At 73.6% G+C, this 18,634-nt stretch carries 3 protein-coding genes; all 3 read left to right on the top strand.

All coding sequences use genetic code 11. From position 1 onward, the window contains the following. Nucleotides 1-3: 3 nt before the first annotated feature. From AB0H88_RS10970 to AB0H88_RS10980, 3 genes are read left to right on the top strand one after another with little or no spacing between them, the layout of a single operon-like run. Complete coding sequence (locus AB0H88_RS10970; RefSeq protein ID WP_357643105.1) at nucleotides 4-6,462, top strand: SDR family NAD(P)-dependent oxidoreductase; 6,459 nt, start codon at nucleotides 4-6, stop codon at nucleotides 6,460-6,462. Beyond that, entirely contained in the window at nucleotides 6,452-13,078 is a 6,627-nt protein-coding gene (locus tag AB0H88_RS10975) for a type I polyketide synthase (RefSeq protein WP_357643106.1), read from the top strand. Before AB0H88_RS10970 ends, AB0H88_RS10975 begins: the two co-directional genes overlap by 11 nt. Before the next feature lie 22 nt (nucleotides 13,079-13,100). Beyond that, nucleotides 13,101-18,632, top strand: coding sequence for a type I polyketide synthase (locus tag AB0H88_RS10980; RefSeq protein ID WP_357643107.1), 5,532 nt, complete (start codon nucleotides 13,101-13,103; stop codon nucleotides 18,630-18,632). Nucleotides 18,633-18,634 lie beyond the last annotated feature (2 nt).

The following is an 18,634-nucleotide window of genomic DNA, read 5'->3' on the forward strand; positions in this document are numbered from 1 at the left end:
GCCGTGGACAACGAGACCAGGCTGCTCGAATACCTCAGGCGGGCCACCGCCGACCTGCGGGAGACCCGCCGCCGGCTGCGGCAGGCCGAGGACAAGGACGCCGAGCCCATCGCGATCATCGGGATGAGCTGCCGGTTCCCCGGTGACGCCGGCACGCCCGAGGAGCTGTGGCGGCTGCTGGTCGCCGGGACCGACGCGATCTCGCCGTTCCCCTCGGACCGTGGCTGGGACGTCGACCTCTATGACCCGGATCCGGACAGTCCCGGCAAGAGCTTGACGAATTCCGGCGGATTCCTCCACGACGCGGCGCAGTTCGACCCGCACTTCTTCGGGATCAGCCCGCGGGAGGCCCTGGCGATGGATCCGCAGCAGCGGCTGCTGCTGGAGACCGCGTGGGAGGCCTTCGAAGGCGCGGGCATCGATCCGGCCGCCGCCCGGGGCAGCTCCACGGGCGTCTTCGCCGGAGTCATCTACCACGACTACGGCTCCAGGGTCCGCGCCGTGCCCGCGGACCTCGGCGGCTACATCGGCAACGGCAGCGACGGCAGCATCGCCTCCGGCCGGGTCTCCTACCTGATGGGCCTGGAAGGCCCGGCGATCACGGTTGACACGGCGTGCTCGTCCTCCCTGGTGGCGCTGCACCTCGCGGCCCAGGCCCTGCGCCAGGACGAGTGCGCCATGGCGCTGGCGGGCGGGGTCACGGTGATGTCGACCCCGAGCACGTTCGTCGAGTTCAGCAGGCAGCGCGGGCTGTCGCCGGACGGCCGGTGCAAGGCGTTCTCGGCGGCCGCCGACGGGACGGGCTGGGGTGAGGGCGCGGGCATGCTCCTGCTGGAGCGGCTCTCGGACGCCACCCGCAACGGCCACCAGGTGCTGGCCGTGATCCGCGGCAGCGCGATCAACCAGGACGGCGCCAGCAGCGGGCTGACCGTGCCCAACGGTCCGTCCCAGCAGCGGGTGATCGCCCAGGCGCTGGCCGCCGCCGGTCTGACGCCCGCCGAGGTCGACGTGGTCGAGGCGCACGGCACCGGCACGACGCTGGGCGACCCCATCGAGGCGCGCGCCCTGTTCGCCGCCTACGGTCAGGGGCGCCCGGAGGACAGGCCCCTCTACCTGGGGTCGATCAAGTCGAACATCGGCCACACCCAGGCCGCCGCCGGCGTGGCCGGGGTGATCAAGATGGTGCTCGCGATGCGGCACGGCACCCTGCCCAAGACCCTGTACGCCGACGAACCCTCCCCGAACGTGGACTGGTCGTCCGGCAGCATCGCCCTGCTGACCGAGAACCTCTCCTGGGACACACCGGCGGACACCCCACGCCGCGCGGCCGTCTCCTCCTTCGGGGTCAGCGGCACCAACGCGCACGTCATCATCGAGGAACACCCGCGCGCCGAGACCCCCCGCGACGAGACGGCCTGCCCGGTGGTGCCCTGGGTGGTCACGGCCAAGAGCGAGCAGGCGCTACGGGCCCAGGCCGGGCGACTGGCCGCCCGCGTCGAGCAGGACCCCGAATTGTCGCCGGTCGACGTCGGCCATTCCCTGGTCAGTTCGCGCGCCGCCCTCCCGTACCGCGCGGCGGTGATCGGCGCCCACCGTGATGCCCTCCTGCCGGGCCTGCGCGCCGTCGCGGAGGCGGTCCCCGCCCCGAACGTCGTGTACGGCACGGCGACCGCCTCGCCCCGAGTGGCCTTCGTCTTCCCCGGCCAGGCCGTCCTGTCGAAGGACATGATCCTCGGGCTGCTCGACGCCGCGCCGCCGTTCGCCGCCCGCATGGCGGAGTGCGCGGACGCGCTCGAGAAGTTCGTCGACTGGAAGCTGATGGACGTGCTGCGCGGCGAGTCGCCCGCGTGGCCACTCGACCGGATGGACGTGATCCAGCCCGCGGCGTGGGCGGTCATGGTCTCGCTGGCCCACCTGTGGCGCTCCTACGGCGTCGAGCCCGAGGCCGTCGTGGGACATTCGCAGGGCGAGATCGCCGCCGCCTGCGTGGCCGGCGCGCTGTCCCTCGAAGACGCGGCCAAGGTCGTGGCCCTCCGCAGCCGGGCCATCACCGAGAACCTGTCCGGCCGTGGCGGCATGCTGGCCGTCTCGCTGCCGCCCGGCGAGGCGCTCGACCGGCTCGCCCCCTGGGCGGAGCGCCTGTCGATAGCGGCGGTGAACAGCCCGACCGCGGTCGTGGTCGCCGGCGACTCGACGGCACTGAACGAACTGCTCGATCGCCTGAAGGCCGAGGACGTCAGAGCCAAGATGATCCCGGTCGACTATCCCTCGCACACGGCCTACGCCGAGCCGCTGCACGACCGGCTGCTGGCCGACCTGGCCGGGATCGTGCCCTGGACGGCCGAGGTGACGTTCTGCTCCACGGTGACCGGCGAGCCGCTCGACACCGCGGAGCTCGACGCCGCCTACTGGTACACCAACCTGCGCCGGCCGGTGCGCTTCGAGCAGGCGGTCCAGAGCCTGGTCCAGCAGGGCTACGGAATGTTCGTCGAGGTCAGTCCGCATCCGACGCTGAGCGCGGCGGTTCAGGAGACGGCCGAGGCCGTGGGCACCAGCGTGGTGGCCATCGGCTCGCTTCGCCGCGACGAAGACGCGGCGGCCAGATTCGTCACCTCGGTCGCGGAGTCCTGCGCCCACGGCGCGCCGGTCGACTGGACGTCCCTGTTCGCCTCGGCCGACGCCCGCAAGGTGGACCTGCCCACGTACGCCTTCCAACGCGAACGCTACTGGCTGGAGGCCGGCGACTCGGCCGACGTCGTGCACGCGGGCCTGGTCGCGGCCGACCACCCCTTCCTCAGCGGGGTACTGTCCCTGGCCGACTCCGACGAGATCGTCCTCACCGGCCGGCTGTCGCTGCGCTCGCACCCCTGGCTGGCCGGTCACACGGTGTCCGGCACGATCCTGTTCCCCGGAGCGGCCTTCGCCGAGCTGGCCCTCAGCGCGGGCCGCCAGGTCGGCTGCGCCCTGCTGGAGGAACTGGTCCTGGAGGCGCCGCTGGCGCTGCCCGCGCAGGGCTCCGTGGTGGCGCAGGTGCGGATCGACGCGCCGGACGAGAGCGGGCGACGGCCACTGTCGCTGCACGCGCGCCCCGAGGACGACGCGGACTGGACCCGGCACGCGACCGGCGTCGTGTCGGCCGCGCGTCCCGCCGCGGACTTCGACCTGTCCGCCTGGCCACCGCCGGGCGCCGAGGCCGTCGACGTGACCGATGTCTACGACCGCCTCGCCGAACGGGGTCTGGAGTACGACGGACCGTTCCGCGGGCTCCAGGCCGCGTGGCGGCTCGGGGACGAGGTGTTCGCCGAGGTCACCCTGCCGCAGCGGGAGGCGGGGGGCTTCGGTCTGCATCCCGCCCTGCTCGACGCCGCGCTGCACGCGGAGTCCCTGCTGGACACCGCCGCCCACGGGGTGAGCCTGCCCTTCACCTGGTCCGGCTTGTCGCTGTACGCGGAAGGCGCGTCCACGTTGCGGGTCCGCCTGACCCCGTCGGGTCCGGACGAGATCTCGCTGCGGCTGGCGGACCCCTCGGGCGCCCCGGTGGCCGCGGTGGAGTCGCTGCTGTCCCGGCCGCTCGTGTCGTCGGCGCCGGATCCGCGCCGCGAGTCGCTGTTCCGCGTCGGCTGGATCGCCTCGCCGTACACCGACGAGACGACGCCGGCGCCGAGCAGCTGGGCCGTGGTGGGCACGGACGAGACCGGGCTCGCCGCCGGGTTGGAAGCGAAGGAGAGCGGGCTCGGCGCCGGACTGGGCGCCACCGTTTATCCCGATCTGGCCTCCTTGCCGTCGGCTCCCGAGCTGGTGTTCGTCACCTTCTCGGGCGGCGAAGACGTGCGGGGCGCGATCCATCGGGCCCTGGCCGTCGTACGGTCCTGGCTGGCCGACGACCGGTTCGAAGAGTCCACGTTCGCCCTGGTCACCAGGGGAGCGGTCGCTCTGGACGGCGAGGACGTGACCGACCTGGCCGCCGCCGCGGTGCTCGGCCTGATGCGGTCCGCGCAGTCGGAGCACCCCGGCCGGTTCGTGCTGCTGGATCTCGACGACTCCGCGGTGCCGGTGCCCGCCGTGCTGGCGGCGCTCGCCGAGCCGCAGCTGGCCGTACGCGGCGGAGCGGTATGGGTGCCCAGGCTGGCGCGGGCCACGACCGGCCAAGCGCTGCTGCCGCCCTGGGGCGGCGAGCCGTGGCGGCTCGAAGCCACCGGCGAGGGCACGCTGGACGGCCTGGCGCTGGTCCCATGCCCCGCGGCGGCCCGCCCGCTGGAACCGGGCGAGGTACGGCTGTCGATACGGGCGGCCGGGATGAACTTCCGCGACGTCGTCGTGGCGCTGGGGATGGTCCCGGAGCGCGACGTCCCGATCGGCGGCGAGGTCGCCGGCGTGGTGCTGGAGGTCGGCTCGGCCGTGGCCGATCTGGTGCCCGGTGATCGGGTGCTGGGGCTGCTCGATGGCGCGTTCGGTCCGGTGGGTGTGACGGACCGGCGGTTGCTGGCGCCGATCCCCGCCGGTTGGTCGTTCGCGGAGGCGGCGTCGGTGCCGGCGGCGTTCCTGACGGCGTTCTACGGCCTGGTCGACGTGGCCGGTGTGCGGTCAGGGGATCGGGTGCTGGTGCACGCGGCCGCCGGTGGAGTGGGGATGGCCGCGGTACAGGTGGCTCGCTGGCTGGGCGCGGAGGTGTTCGGTACGGCGAGTCCCGGCAAGTGGGCGTCGCTGCCTCTGGACGACGACCATGTGGCCTCCTCGCGGACGCTGGAGTTCGCGGAGAAGTTCGGCCAGGTCGATGTGGTGCTCAACTCGCTGGCCGGGGAGTTCGTGGACGCCTCGCTGGACATGTTGCCGGCCGGTGGCCGGTTCGTGGAGATGGGCAAGACCGACATCCGGCAAGTGGAGACGATCGCCCCCGGGGTGAGCTACACCGCCTTCGACCTGATCGACACGGGGCCGGACCGGCTGGGCGAGATGCTGGCCGAGGTCCTGGGCCTGTTCGAGGAGGGCGTGTTCCAGCGGTCGCCCATCCAGGTGTGGGACATTCGGCGGGCGCGGGAGGCGTTCCGGTTCATGTCGCAGGCCCGGCATGTCGGGAAGGTCGTACTGACGCTGCCGGTCGCGTTCGACCGGGACGGCACCGTGCTGGTGACCGGAGGCACCGGGACGCTCGGCGGCCTCGTGGCCCGGCATCTGGTGGCCGAGCACGGCGTACGCGATCTGGTGCTGGTGGGACGCAGGGGCATCGAGACCCCCGGCGCGGAGGAACTGCGCGCCGAGCTCGCGGGCTCGGGGGCGCGGGCCGAGATCGTGGCGTGCGACGTCGCCGACCGTACGGCGCTGGCCGGGCTCCTGGACCGCCTGCGCGCGGAACACCGGCTGTCCGCCGTGGTGCACGCGGCCGGGGCGCTGGACGACGGCTTGGTGGAGTCGCTCACGGCTGAGCAGGTCGACGCGGTGGTGGGCGCCAAGGCGGAGGCGGCCTGGCAGCTGCACCAGCTGACCGAGGGCCTGGATCTGTCGGCGTTCGTGCTGTTCTCCTCGGCGGCGGGCGTACTGGGCGAGGCCGGGCAGGGCAACTACGCGGCGGCGAACGCCTTCCTGGACGCGCTGGCGGCGCACCGGCGGGCGCACGGCCTCGCCGCGATGTCGCTGGCCTGGGGCTTCTGGGAGCAACGCAGCGGCATGACCGCGCACCTCGACGACACCGCCATGAGCGGCATGGCCCGGTCCGGCTTCGTCCAGCTCTCCTCCGCCGACGGACTGGCGTTGTTCGACGCGGCGCGGACGGTGGACGAGCCCGTGCTGCTGCCGATCCGGCTGGACCTCGCCGCGCTGCGGTCGAGCGGCACCCCGCCGCCGGCGCTGCTGCGCGGCCTGGTCCGCGACCCGACCCGCACTCATGTACGGCGGGCCGCCCAGCCCGGCGTCTCGACACTGAAACACCGGCTCGACGGCCTGCCGGAGGACGAACGCAGGGCCGAGCTCGTGCGGCTCGTCCGCGCCGAGGCGGCCGGCGTGCTCGGGCACCCGAGTCCCGACTCGGTGCTACCCGACCGGGCCTTCAAGGAGCTGGGCTTCGACTCGCTGACCGGCGTCGAGCTGCGTAACCGGCTCAGCGCCGCCACCGGCCTGCGCCTGCCCAGCACCCTGGTCTTCGACCACCCCACACCGAACGCCCTCGCGGACCGCGTGGGGGAGGCGTTCCGCCCGGCCGCCCAGGACTCCGCCGCCGCCGTACTCGCCGAGGTCGACCGGCTGGAAGCCGCACTCGCCACGGTGACGGCGACCGACGACCGGCCCGCGATCACCGCCCGGTTGCGGTCACTGGTCCGCAAATGGAACGACCTGCGGGGCGAGGCGCCCGAGACCGAGCAGGACGAGTCCGAGCAGTACGAGTCGGCCACGGACGACGAGCTCTTCACCATTCTCGACAACGCGATTGGCTCCTCGCGACGGAGGTCTGAGTCTGATGGCGAATGACGGCAAGCTCCGCGAATACCTGAGGCTGGCGACCGCCGAGCTCCAGTCGGTCCATCGCCGGATGGACGAGATGGAGGCCCGGCGGCACGAGCCCATCGCGATCGTGGCCATGAGCTGCCGCCTGCCCGGCGGAGTGAACGATCCCGAACAGCTCTGGCGCCTGGTCGCCGAAGGCCGGGACGCGATGTCGGAGTTCCCCGCCGACCGGAGCTGGGACCTGGAGCGGCTCTACGACCCCGACCCCGAGCGCGCCGGCACGTGTTACGTCCGCACAGGCGGCTTCCTGACGGACGCGGGGGACTTCGACGCGGGCTTCTTCGGAATGAGCCCGCGAGAGGCGCTGGCCACGGACCCGCAGCAGCGGCTGCTCCTGGAGACCTCCTGGGAACTGCTCGAACAGGCCGGCCTCGACCCCGCCGCGCTGCGGGGCAGCCAGACGGGCGTCTTCGTCGGCGCCGCCTCCACCGGCTACGGCGTCGGCCCGGCCGGATTCCCCGACGGGGTCGAGGGCCATCTGCTGACCGGCGGCTCCACGGCCGTGATGTCCGGCCGCATCGCCTACGTCCTCGGCCTGGAGGGTCCGGCCGTGACCTTGGACACGGCGTGCTCGTCGTCCCTGGTCGCGCTCCATCTGGCCTGCGAGTCGCTGCGCAGGGGCGAGTGCGCCCTGGCCATCAGCGGCGGCGCCACCATCATCTTCACCCCGGAGATCTTCGTGGAGTTCAGCCGGCAGCGGGGTCTGGCGCGGGACGGGCGCTGTAAGGCGTTCGCGGAGGCGGCGGACGGTACGGCCTTCGCCGAGGGTGTGGGTCTGCTGTTGCTGGAGCGGTTGTCGGACGCGCGCCGTAACGGCCACCAGGTGCTGGCGGTCGTGCGGGGGAGCGCGGTTAATCAGGACGGCGCGAGCAACGGGCTCACGGCGCCGAACGGGCCCTCCCAGCAGCGGGTGATCCGCCAGGCACTGGTCGACGCCGAGCTGTCCCCCGCCGACGTGGACGTCGTGGAAGCCCATGGCACCGGCACGACCCTGGGCGATCCGATCGAGGCGCAGGCGCTGCTGGCCACGTACGGCAGGGACCGTTCGCCGGATCGGCCGTTGTGGCTGGGCACGGTCAAGTCCAACATCGGGCACACCCAGGCCGCCGCCGGCGTCGCCGGTGTGATCAAGATGGTCATGGCGATGCGGCACGGCGTACTGCCCAGGACGCTGCACGTCGACACCCCGTCCTCGCACGTGGACTGGTCGGCCGGGAACGTCCGGCTGCTGACCGAGCCGATCCCCTGGCCGGGCGGCGAGCGCCCGCGCCGGGCCGGGGTGTCGTCGTTCGGCATCAGCGGGACCAACGCCCATGTCGTCCTGGAAGCGGTCGAAGCCGAACACGAAGAGCCGACGGCCCTGGCGGCTCCGCCGGCCCTGCCGATGCCGGTCTCCGGGAGGAGCGCGGCGGCGTTGCGCGCTCAGGCGGAGCGGCTGAGGTCCTACCTGGAGGGGCGGGACCTGGAGGAGGGGGAAGACGCTTCCCTACCGGACGTGGCCTACTCGCTGGCGACGGCGCGGGCGGCTCTGGAGCATCGTGCCGTGGTGACCGCGTCGGATCGCGCCGGGCTGCTGGCGGGTCTGTCGCAGGTGGCCGACGGTGTGGTGAGCGGCGGGAAACTGGCGTTCCTGTTCACCGGGCAGGGCAGCCAGCGCGTGGGGATGGGCCGGGAGCTCGTGGCGGCCTATCCGGTGTTCGCCGAGCATCTGGCGGCGGTGTGCGCGCGGCTGGATCCGCTGCTGGAGCATCCGCTGACGGAGGTGATGTGGGAGCGGCCGGAGTTGCTGGACCAGACGGGGTACACCCAGGCCGCCTTGTTCGCGGTGGAGGTGGCGCTCTATCGGCTGGTGGAGTCGTGGGGCGTGGTTCCCGACTTCGTGCTCGGGCACTCGATCGGGGAGGTGGCGGCCGCGCACGCGGCCGGGGTGCTGTCGCTGGATGACGCGTGCGCGCTCGTGGCGGCCCGGGGCCGGCTGATGCAGGCGTTGCCGACCGGCGGGGCGATGGTCGCGGTCCAGGCCGGAGAAGAAGAGACCAGGCGAGTCCTCGCGGAGGCCGCAGAAGAGCACGCCGCAGAAGAGGACGCTGGGGAAGAGGACACCGGGCGGGTTCGCGCGGGCGTCTCGGAAGAGGAGACCGAGAGGGACCTCGCGGGCGCCGGTGGAGTGGTGATCGCGGCGGTCAACGGGCCGGCCTCGGTGGTCCTGTCCGGGGATGAGGAGGCGGTGCTGCGGGTCGCGGGCCGGTTCGCCAAGTTCCGCCGGTTGCCGGTCAGTCACGCCTTCCACTCGCCCCGGATGGAGCCGATGCTGGCCGCCTTCCGCGAGGTGGCCGAGGGCCTGTCGTACGGGAGCGCGTCGGTCCCGGTCGTGTCCAACCTGACCGGTGCGCCGGTGCGGGAGTTCACGGCCGAGTACTGGGTGCGCCATGTCCGCGAAGCGGTGCGGTTCGCCGACGGCGTCGCCTTCCTCCATGCCCAGGACGTACGGACCTTCGTCGAGCTCGGCCCCGACGGGGTGCTGTCGGGGATGGGGCAGGAGTGCGTGCCCGAGCCCCAGGACGGGCGCGGCCCGGTGTTCGTACCGGCGCTGCGTCGTGGCCGGGGCGAGGCCGAGCAGGTGGTGACGGCGGTCGGGCAGGCGCACGCAGGTGGCGCGGTGGTGGACTGGCAGCGGTTCTTCGCCGGGACCGGCGCCCGCCGGGTGGACCTGCCTACTTACGCCTTCCAGCATCGGCGCTACTGGCTGAACCCCGCGCAGTCGAGCGGCGATCCCTCGTTCATCGGGCTGGACGCCCCGGACCATCCGCTGCTGGGCGCCGGGGTCGAGCTGCCCGACTCGGGCGGATTCCTGTTCACCGCCCGGCTCTCCCTCTCCTCGCACCCATGGCTCGCCGATCACGTGGTGGGCGAGGCGGCGGTCTTCCCCGGCACCGGCCTGGTGGAACTCGCCATCAGGGCGGCCGACCAGGTCGGTTGCGGGAAGGTCGAGGAGCTGACCCTGGAGCGGCCGCTGCTTGTCCCCGGACACGGCGGCGTCCGGCTGCAGATCGTGGTGAGTGATCCGGACGACTCCGGCACCCGAACGATCACGATGTATTCGCAGACCGATGACGCCCCCTGGGACAGACACGCCACCGGCGCCCTCGCCCCGGCCTCCTCGGACTCTTCGCACTCCCCGGTCAGCGCGTTTGAGGCGGCCTCGTGGCCGCCGCCCGATGCTCAACAGGTCGAGGTGGACGGACTCTACGAGCGGCTCGCCGATCTGGGACTTCTCTACGGCCCGGCCTTCCGTGGGCTGCGGGCCGCCTGGACCCGTGGTGAGGAGGTCTTCGCCGAGATCGAGCTGCCCGAGCAGGCGGCGGCGGACGCGGCCCGCTTCGGTCTCCATCCCGCCCTCCTCGACGCCGCGCTGCACGCCTTCGGGTTCAGTCCCGCCTCGGCCGAACACACCGCGTTGCCGTTCACGTGGGCCGACGTGGAACTGCACGCCGCCGGGGCGTCCAGCCTGCGCGTACGGGTGACTCCGATGGGAGAGGACTCCTTCCGGCTGGAGGCGGCCGACCCACTCGGTCAGCCGGTGGTGTCGATCGGCTCGCTGGTCCTGCGCCAGATCACCCTCGACACACTCTCCGGTCCACGGCCCGGCGCGGAACGCGCGCTGTTCCGACTGGGCTGGACGCCGATCCCGGCCGAGCCGGTGTCCCTGGGCCGGTGCTGGGCCATCGGCGGCGAGATCGCCGGCGCGCAGCCGTACGACGACCTGTCCGCGCTGCTCCGGGCCGTCGACTCGGGAGAGGACCCGCCCGAGCTCGTCATCGTGAGCCCAGCCGTCCTGAACCGGTCCGAGGCCACCGCCGACATCACCGCTGACATCACCGCCGACGCCGCCGCGACCGCCGACGCCACGGCCGAAGCCGTCCGCTCGGCGGTTCACCGTGCGCTCGACCTGGTGCGGACCTGGATCGCCGACCCGCGCCTCGCCGAATCGCGGCTCCTCTTCGTGACCAGGAAGGCGGTCGCCCCCGACAGCGGGCGCGACCTCGCGGGCGCCGCGGTGTGGGGCCTGCTCCGGTCCGCGCAGGCCGAGAACCCCGGCCAGTTCGTCCTCCTGGACCTCGATGATCGCGACGGCCACAACGATCGCGACGGCCACAACGATCGCGACGGCCACGATCGCGACAGCCACAACGATCGTGACAACCGCGACGGCCGTGACGACCACGCCGCCGCCACCGGCCTGATCGCCGCCGCCGCCCTCAGCGGTGAGCCGCAGCTCGTCCTGAGAGAGGGCACCCTGCTCGCGGCCCGGCTCACCCCCGCGCCCGACACCGGCCTCACACCGCCGGCGGACGGCGCCACCTGGCGGCTGGACAGCCGCGCCAAGGGCACCCTGGACGGCCTGACCTTCGTCGACGCGCCCGAGGCCGTCGCGCCCCTGCGGCCGGGAGAGATCAGGATCGCCGTACGCGCGGCCGGCATGAACTTCCGCGACGTGCTCAACGCCCTCGGCATGTACCCGGGCGAGAGCGGCGCGATGGGGCTGGAGGGCGCCGGCGTGGTCGTCGAGGTCGGCTCCGGCGTCACCGGGTTCGCCCCCGGCGATCGCGTGATGGGGCTGTTCGACGGCGGCGCGTTCGGCCCGCTGATGGTCACGGATCACCGGCAGGTGGCTCCGATACCCGTCGGCTGGTCGTTCGCGCAGGCGGCGTCGGTGCCGGTGGCGTTCCTGACCGCCTACTACGGGCTGGTCGATCTGGCCGACCTTCAAGCAGGGGACCGGGTGCTGGTGCACGCGGCCGCCGGTGGGGTCGGCATGGCGGCGGTGCAGCTCGCACGCCGGCTGGGCGCGGAGGTGTTCGGTACGGCGAGCCCCGGCAAATGGGCCGCGCTGCCCCTGGACGACGACCATGTGGCCTCGTCACGGACGCTGGCGTTCGCGGAGAAGTTCGGCCAGGTCGATGTGGTGCTCAACTCGCTGGCCGGGGAGTTCGTGGACGCCTCTCTGGGGTTGTTGTCCGCGGGTGGCCGGTTCGTGGAGATGGGTAAGACCGACATCCGAGACGCGGAGACGATCGCCCCCGGGGTCGGCTACACGCCCTTCGACCTCGTCGAGGCCGGTCCCGAGCGGATCGGTCACATGCTGCGCGAGATTCTGCGCCTGTTCGAGCAGGGCGAGATCCAGCCGCTCCCCATGAGGGCCTGGGACCTCCGGCGGGCCCCCGAGGCGTTCCGGTTCATGTCGCAGGCCCGGCATGTCGGGAAGGTCGTGCTGACGATCCCGGCACCCCTCGACCCTGAGGGGACCGTGCTGGTGACCGGCGGCACCGGCGCCCTCGGCAGGCTCGTCGCCCGCCATCTCGTCGCCCGGCACGGCGTACGCGATCTGCTGCTGACCAGCCGTCGCGGCGCCGCGGTCGAAGGCGCCGAGAAGCTCCGCGCCGAGCTCGCGGAGCTCGGCGCGCGGGTCGAGATCGCGGCCTGCGACGTCGCCGACCGCGACGCGCTCGCGGAACTGCTCGCGGGCCGGCCGCTCACGGCCGTGGTGCACGCGGCGGGCGTCCTGGACGACGGCCCGATCACCGCGCTGTCCCCCGAACGGATGGACGGTGTGCTGCGGCCCAAGGCGGACGCGGCGCTGAACCTGCACGAGCTGACGCACGACCTCGACCTGTCGGCCTTCGTCCTGTTCTCCTCGGCCGCCGGGACGATGGGCAGCGCGGGACAGGGCAACTACGCGGCGGCCAACGCGTTCCTGGACGCGCTGGCCCATTGGCGGCGGGCGCAGGGGCTTCCGGCGACCTCGCTGGCCTGGGGTCCGTGGACGGGCAGTGGGGGCATGCTCGACACCCTCGCCGAGGCGGAGGTCGCCCGGATGGCCCGCGAGGGCATCGTCCCGTTCACCCCGGAGACGGGCCTGGCGCTGTTCGACACCGCACTGCTCCGGCCCGAGCCGGCCCTGGTGCCGATTCGCCTCGACCTCAAGGCGCTGGGCGCGCGCGGCGACGCCCTGCCGCCGATGCTCAGCGAGCTGGTACGAGCCCGCCCGCGCCGCGCCGCCTCCGCGGATCGTGGCTCCGGCGCCGGTCTGCAGGCCAGACTGGCCGGGCTTCCAGAACCGGAGCGGCGGCGGATCCTGCTCGACCTGGTGCTCGACCAGGTCACCGCCGTGCTCGGACACGCCTCCGCCGAAGAGGTGGATCCGCACCGGCCATTCGACGAGCTGGGGTTCGACTCGCTGACCGCGGTGGAGCTGCGCAACCGGCTGAACGCCGCCGTCGATCGGCGGCTGCCGACGACGCTGGCGTTCGACCACGCCTCGCCGATCGCGCTGGCCGAGTACCTGCTCACGGAGGTAGCGCCCGACGACCGGCCCACGGGCGAGCGGGCGCTGGAGGAACTCGACCGGCTGGGCCGCCTGCTCGGCGCGCTCACGCCCGACGAGGAGACACGGTCGACGGTCACCGCCCGGCTGCGCGGACTGCTGGCGCAATGGCGCGGCGAACAGGCGGACACCGGCCAGACCGTGGAGTCGGCGAGCGCCGACGAGCTGTTCGCGTTGATCGACAAGGGGCTCTGAAACTTCCGGAAGGTGACGTGACGTGGCGGACGAGCAGAAGCTCCTCGACTACCTCCGGCGGGTGACCGCCGATCTCCAGCAGGCCAGGGAACGGCTCCGCGAGGCCGAGGCCCGCGAACACGAGCCGATCGCGGTGGTCGCCATGAGCTGCCGGTTCCCCGGGGACGTGCACGACCCCGAGGCGCTCTGGCAGCTCGTGGCGGACGGCCGCGACGGTGTGTCGCTGTTCCCCGACGACCGGGGCTGGCAGCTGTCCACCCTGTACGATCCGGACCTGACCCGTCCGGGCACCACGTACACGCGCGAGGGCGGGTTCCTGCACGACGCCGCCGACTTCGACGCCGGGTTCTTCGGCATCTCGCCCCGGGAGGCGCTGGCCGCCGACCCGCAGCAGCGCCTGATGCTGGAGGTGGCGCTGGAGGCGTTCGAGCGCGGCGGCATCGACCCGCGCTCGCTGAAGGGCAGCCAGGTGGGCGTCTTCGTCGGCGCCTTCGCCGACGGGTACGGAGGCAGCCTCGGCGCACCCGCGGAAGGCGCGGAGGGCCATCTGCTGACGGGCAACTCCACCGCGGTGATCTCGGGCCGGATCTCGTACGTGTTCGGGCTCAAGGGCCCCGCGGCCACCATCGACACGGCCTGCTCCTCGTCGCTGGTGGCGCTGCACTGGGCGTGCGAGTCGCTGCGTAGCGGAGAGAGCACGCTCGCGCTGGCCGGCGGGGTGACCGTCATGCCCACCCCCGACATCTTCGTGGAGTTCAGCCGCCAGCGTGGCCTGGCGCCCGACGGGCGGTGCAAGGCCTTCTCCGACGACGCCGACGGCACCGGATGGGGCGAGGGCGCCGGCCTGCTGCTGCTCGAGCGGTTGTCCGACGCGCGCCGCAACGGTCATCCGGTGCTCGCGGTCGTCCGCGGCTCCGCGATCAACCAGGACGGCGCCAGCAACGGCCTGTCCGCCCCGAACGGGGTGTCCCAGCAGCGGGTCATCCGCCGCGCGCTGGCCGACGCCGGAGTCGCGGCCGCCGACGTGGACCTCGTCGAGGCGCACGGCACCGGCACCACGCTGGGCGATCCGATCGAGGCGCAGGCGTTGCTGGCCACCTACGGCGCCGACCGCCCGGCCGACCGGCCGCTGTGGCTGGGGTCGATCAAGTCCAACATCGGCCACACCCAGTCCGCCGCCGGGGTCGCCGGTGTGATCAAGGCGGTGCTGGCCATGCGGGCGGGCCTGCTGCCCAAGACGTTGCACGTGTCCGAGCCCTCGTCGCACGTGGACTGGTCCGCGGGGAACGTCCGACTGCTGACCGAAGCCGTCGACTGGCCGGACAGCGGCGGGCCCCGGCGCGCCGGGGTGTCCGCCTTCGGCGTCAGCGGTACGAACGCGCACGTGATCCTCGAACAGGCCCTGACAGACGACACCACTCCGACCGATGCCGCGCCGACTGAGCCCACCTCGACCGACGCCGCCCGGGCCCAGCTCGCATCTCCGACGGCGGCTGCGGCTGCGGGTGCGGTCGCGTGGACGGTGTCGGCCAAGAGCGCGGCCGCCCTGCGCGCCCAGCTCGAACGGCTCGGCTCACACGTGGAGCGCCACCCCGGCCAGTCCGCCGCCGACATCGGCTTCTCCCTGGCCACCACCCGTACCGCCTACCGTCATCGCGCTGTGGCAGTGGGCCGGGACCGTGCGGAGCTGCTGGCGGCCGTCCGCGCTCTCGCCGCGGGCGAACAGGTGCCCGCCGGGGTCGGCGGGGTGGCCGGAGCGCCGGGCAAGACGGTGTTCGTCTTCCCCGGCCAGGGCTCGCAGTGGACGGGCATGGCCACCGAACTGCTCGACGAGTCGCCGGCCTTCGCCGAGCACTTCGCCGCCTGCGAGCGGGCGCTCAAGCCGTTCGTGGACTGGTCGCCGGCCCAGGTGCTGCGCGGCGAGCCGGGCACGCCGCCGCTGGAGCGGGTGGACGTGGTCCAGCCGCTGCTCTGGGCGGTCATGGTGGCGCTGGCCGGACTGTGGCGCTCCTACGGCGTGCGCCCCGACGCGGTGATCGGGCACTCCCAAGGCGAGATCGCCGCCGCCACGGTGGCGGGCGGCCTGTCGCTGGAGGACGGCGCCCGCGTGGTCGCCCTGCGCAGCCAGGCCATCGGCGCCGTGCTCGCCGGCCGCGGCGGCATGGCCTCCGTCGGGCTGCCGGTCGAAGAACTGACCGAGCGCCTTGCCCGGCGACCGGGTGAGTACTCCCTGGCCGCGATCAACGGAGCACGCTCGGCCGTGGTCTCCGGGGCGCCCGGCGCGCTCGGCGACCTGGTCGCGGAACTCACCGCCGAGGGGATCCGGGCCAAGCTGATACCGGTCGACTACGCCTCACACTCGGCCCAGGTCGACGAGCTGCGCGAGCGCCTGCTGCGTGACCTCGCGCCGATCACGCCCCGGCCGGGCGAGGTGCCGATGATCTCGACGGTGACCGGTGACTGGATCGACACCGCCGGGCTCGACGCCGCGTACTGGCACGCCAACCTGCGTCAGACCGTACGGTTCGACGCGGCCGTCCACGCGCTGGTCGAGCGGGGTCACGCGGTCTTCGTCGAGTCCAGCCCGCACCCGGTGCTCACCATGGGCATCCAGGAGACCCTCCACGCCCTCGGCCGGGACGCCGTGGTCAGCGGCACGCTCCGCCGTGAGCAGGGCGGGCAGGCCCGCATGCTCACCTCGCTCGCCGAGCTGCACGTACGCGGCGTCGGCGTGGACTGGCCCGCGCTCTACCCCGGCGCCCGCCGGGTGGACCTGCCCACCTACGCCTTCCAGCGGGAGCGCTACTGGCTGGAATCCGCGCCCGCGGTCACCACGCCCGCCGACCCGCTCGACGGACGGTTCTGGGAGGCGGTGGACCGAGGGGAGGTACCGCGGTTCGCCGAGGTGGACCCGGCCGCCCTGGAGGAGGTGCTGCCCGCGTTGTCGGCGTGGCGACGCCAGATGCGGCAGACGGCGACCCTGGACTCCTGGCGCTACCAGGTCGCCTGGCGGCCGGTACGGGAGGCGGCCGACGCGACGCTGACCGGAGCCTGGATCATCGCCCTCCCGGACACCGACGGCGTCGACACCACGGCCGCTTCGATCCTCAACGGGCTGGCCAAGGCGGGCGCCCAGGTGGTGCCGATCCAGGTGCGCGACCACGACCGGGCCACGCTCGGGCGTACCCTCCGCGACGCGCTCCCCGACGAGCAGGTCACCGGCGTGCTGTCCCTGCTGGCACTCGACGACCGGCCGCACCCGGCCCACCCGGTCCTGTCCCGCGGCGCGGTCATGACCGTCACGCTGGTGCAGGCGCTCGCGGACACGGAGATCTCCGCGCCGCTGTGGGCGCTCACCTCGGGCGCGGTGGCCGTGGAGCGCGCGGCCGAAGTCCTGTCCCCCTCCCAGGCGGTGGTGTGGGGCATCGGCACCGTCCTCGCGCTGGATCATCCCGACACCTGGGGCGGGCTGATCGACGTGCCCGCCGTGCTGGACGAGCGTGGCGTCGCCCGCCTCTGCGGCGCGCTGTCCGGACTCGACGGCGAAGACCAATTGGCGGTACGGGCGGCGGGCGTCTTCGCCCGGCGGATGGAGCGCGCGCCGCTCGGCGAGGCGGCCCCCGAGACCCCCTGGCGGCCGCACGGCACCGTGCTCATCACCGGCGGCACCGGCGGCGTCGGCGCGAACCTCGCCCGTAGGCTGGCGGCCCGCGGCGCCGAGCACCTCGCGCTGATCAGCCGCCGCGGCCCGGCCGCAGAAGGCGTCGCCGAGCTGGAGGCCGAGCTGACGGCGCTCGGCGCCAAGGTCACCGTGACCGCCTGCGACGTCGGCGACCGCGACGGGCTGCGCCGCGTGCTCGACTCCCTGCCCGGCGGGCAGCCACTGACCGCGATCGTGCACGCGGCCGGGGTCGTGCGTGACGACGTGCCGCTCGCCGAGAGCACGATCGCGGAGTTCGCGGAGACGGTCGAAGGCAAGATCGCGGGCGCGGTGCTTCTCGACGAGCTGTCGCTCGGCCACCCGGTGGAGCGGTTCGTGCTGTTCTCCTCAGGTTCGGCGGTGTGGGGCCAGGCGGGACAGGCCGCGTACGCGGGAGCCAACGCCTTCCTGGACGCGCTGGCCCACGCGCGGCGCGCCCGCGGGCTCCCGGCCACCTCGGTCGCCTGGGGCGCCTGGGGCGGCGGCGGCATGGTGGACGAGGCGGTCGGCGCGCGGCTGCGCCGGCTCGGCGTCCGCGTCATGGAGCCCGACGCGGCGGTGAGCGCCCTGGAGCTGGTCCTCGACCACGACGAGTCGCACCGCGTGGTGGCCGACATCGACTGGTCCCGGTTCGCCTCCGTCTTCACCCTCGCCAGGCCGCGGCCGCTGCTTCGCGCGCTGCCCGAGGTACAGGAGATCCTGGCCGCCGACGGCGCGGCGGCCGGTCAGGACGCGCACGACCCGTCACTGGCGGCGGAGCTGGCCGGGCTGCCGGCCGAACAGCGGGTCGAGCGGCTGCGCGAGCTGGTGCGGGCGCACGCCGCGCGGGCGCTGGGTCACTCCGGGCCCGACTCGATCGCCCCCGACCAGAACTTCCTGGAAGCCGGCTTCGACTCGCTGACCTCGGTCGAGCTGCGCAACAGCCTCGCCGCGGCCACCGGACTGCGCATGCCCGCCACCGTGGTCTTCGACCACCCCAGCCCCGCCGCCCTGGCCCGGCACCTGTCGGCGGAGTTCGGCGGCACGGGGACCGGCGACCCGCACGCGGGCGACAGCCTCAGCGCGCTGTTCGGCGAGGCGGCCCGCACCGGCAAGACGCACCAGGGCCTGGCCGTGCTGCGGGCCGTGGCCGACCTGCGCCCCTCCTTCGACTCGCCCGACGAGCTCGATGAGATCCCGCCGCCGCTCAAGCTGGCGACCGGCCCCGCCGAGCCCGCGCTGTTCTGCTTCAGCACGCCCATGGCACTGGGGGGAGCGGCCCAGTTCGCCCGCCTCGCGGCGAACTTCCAGGGGGTGCGCGACCTGCTCGCCCTGCCCGTCCTCGGCTTCGCCCCCGAGGAGAGTCTCCCCGGTACGGCCGACGCCGCGGTGCGCATGTGGGCGCACAGCGTTCTCAACGCGGCGGACGGGAGACCCTTCGCCCTGCTCGGCTACTGCGCCGGCGGCATCTTCGCGCACGCCGCGGCCACCTATCTGGAGGGCATCGGCGTCCGCCCGGCCGGGCTGATCCTGCTCGACACCTTCATGCCCGAGGACAAGGTGATCGACGACCTCGGGACGCAGATGGTCGAGGGCATGTTCGACAGGGAAGACGCGTTCGGGCCCTTCACCAACGCGCGCCTGTCGGCGATGGGCCGCTACTACAAGCTGTTCCGCGAATGCGAGCTGGGCGAGGTCGCGGCGCCCATCCTCTTCCTCCATCCGGACACGCCGCTGTCGCCGTCCCCCTCGGGGGACTGGCGCGCCACGTGGCACACCGAGCACACCGAGCGGGAGGTGAAGGGCGATCACTTCACGATGCTGGAGGACCAGGCTCCGTCCATGGCGCACGCCATCGAAACCTGGCTCTCCTGACC

The organism is Nonomuraea sp. NPDC050680, assembly GCF_040654555.1.
In the GTDB taxonomy this organism is placed as follows: Bacteria; Actinomycetota; Actinomycetes; order Streptosporangiales; family Streptosporangiaceae; genus Nonomuraea.

Bases quoted from the DNA above. Each gene is read 5' to 3' on its own strand.
- AB0H88_RS10975 (WP_357643106.1), top strand. From the start codon at position 6,452: ATGGCGAATGACGGCAAGCTCCGCGAATACCTGAGGCTGGCGACCGCC.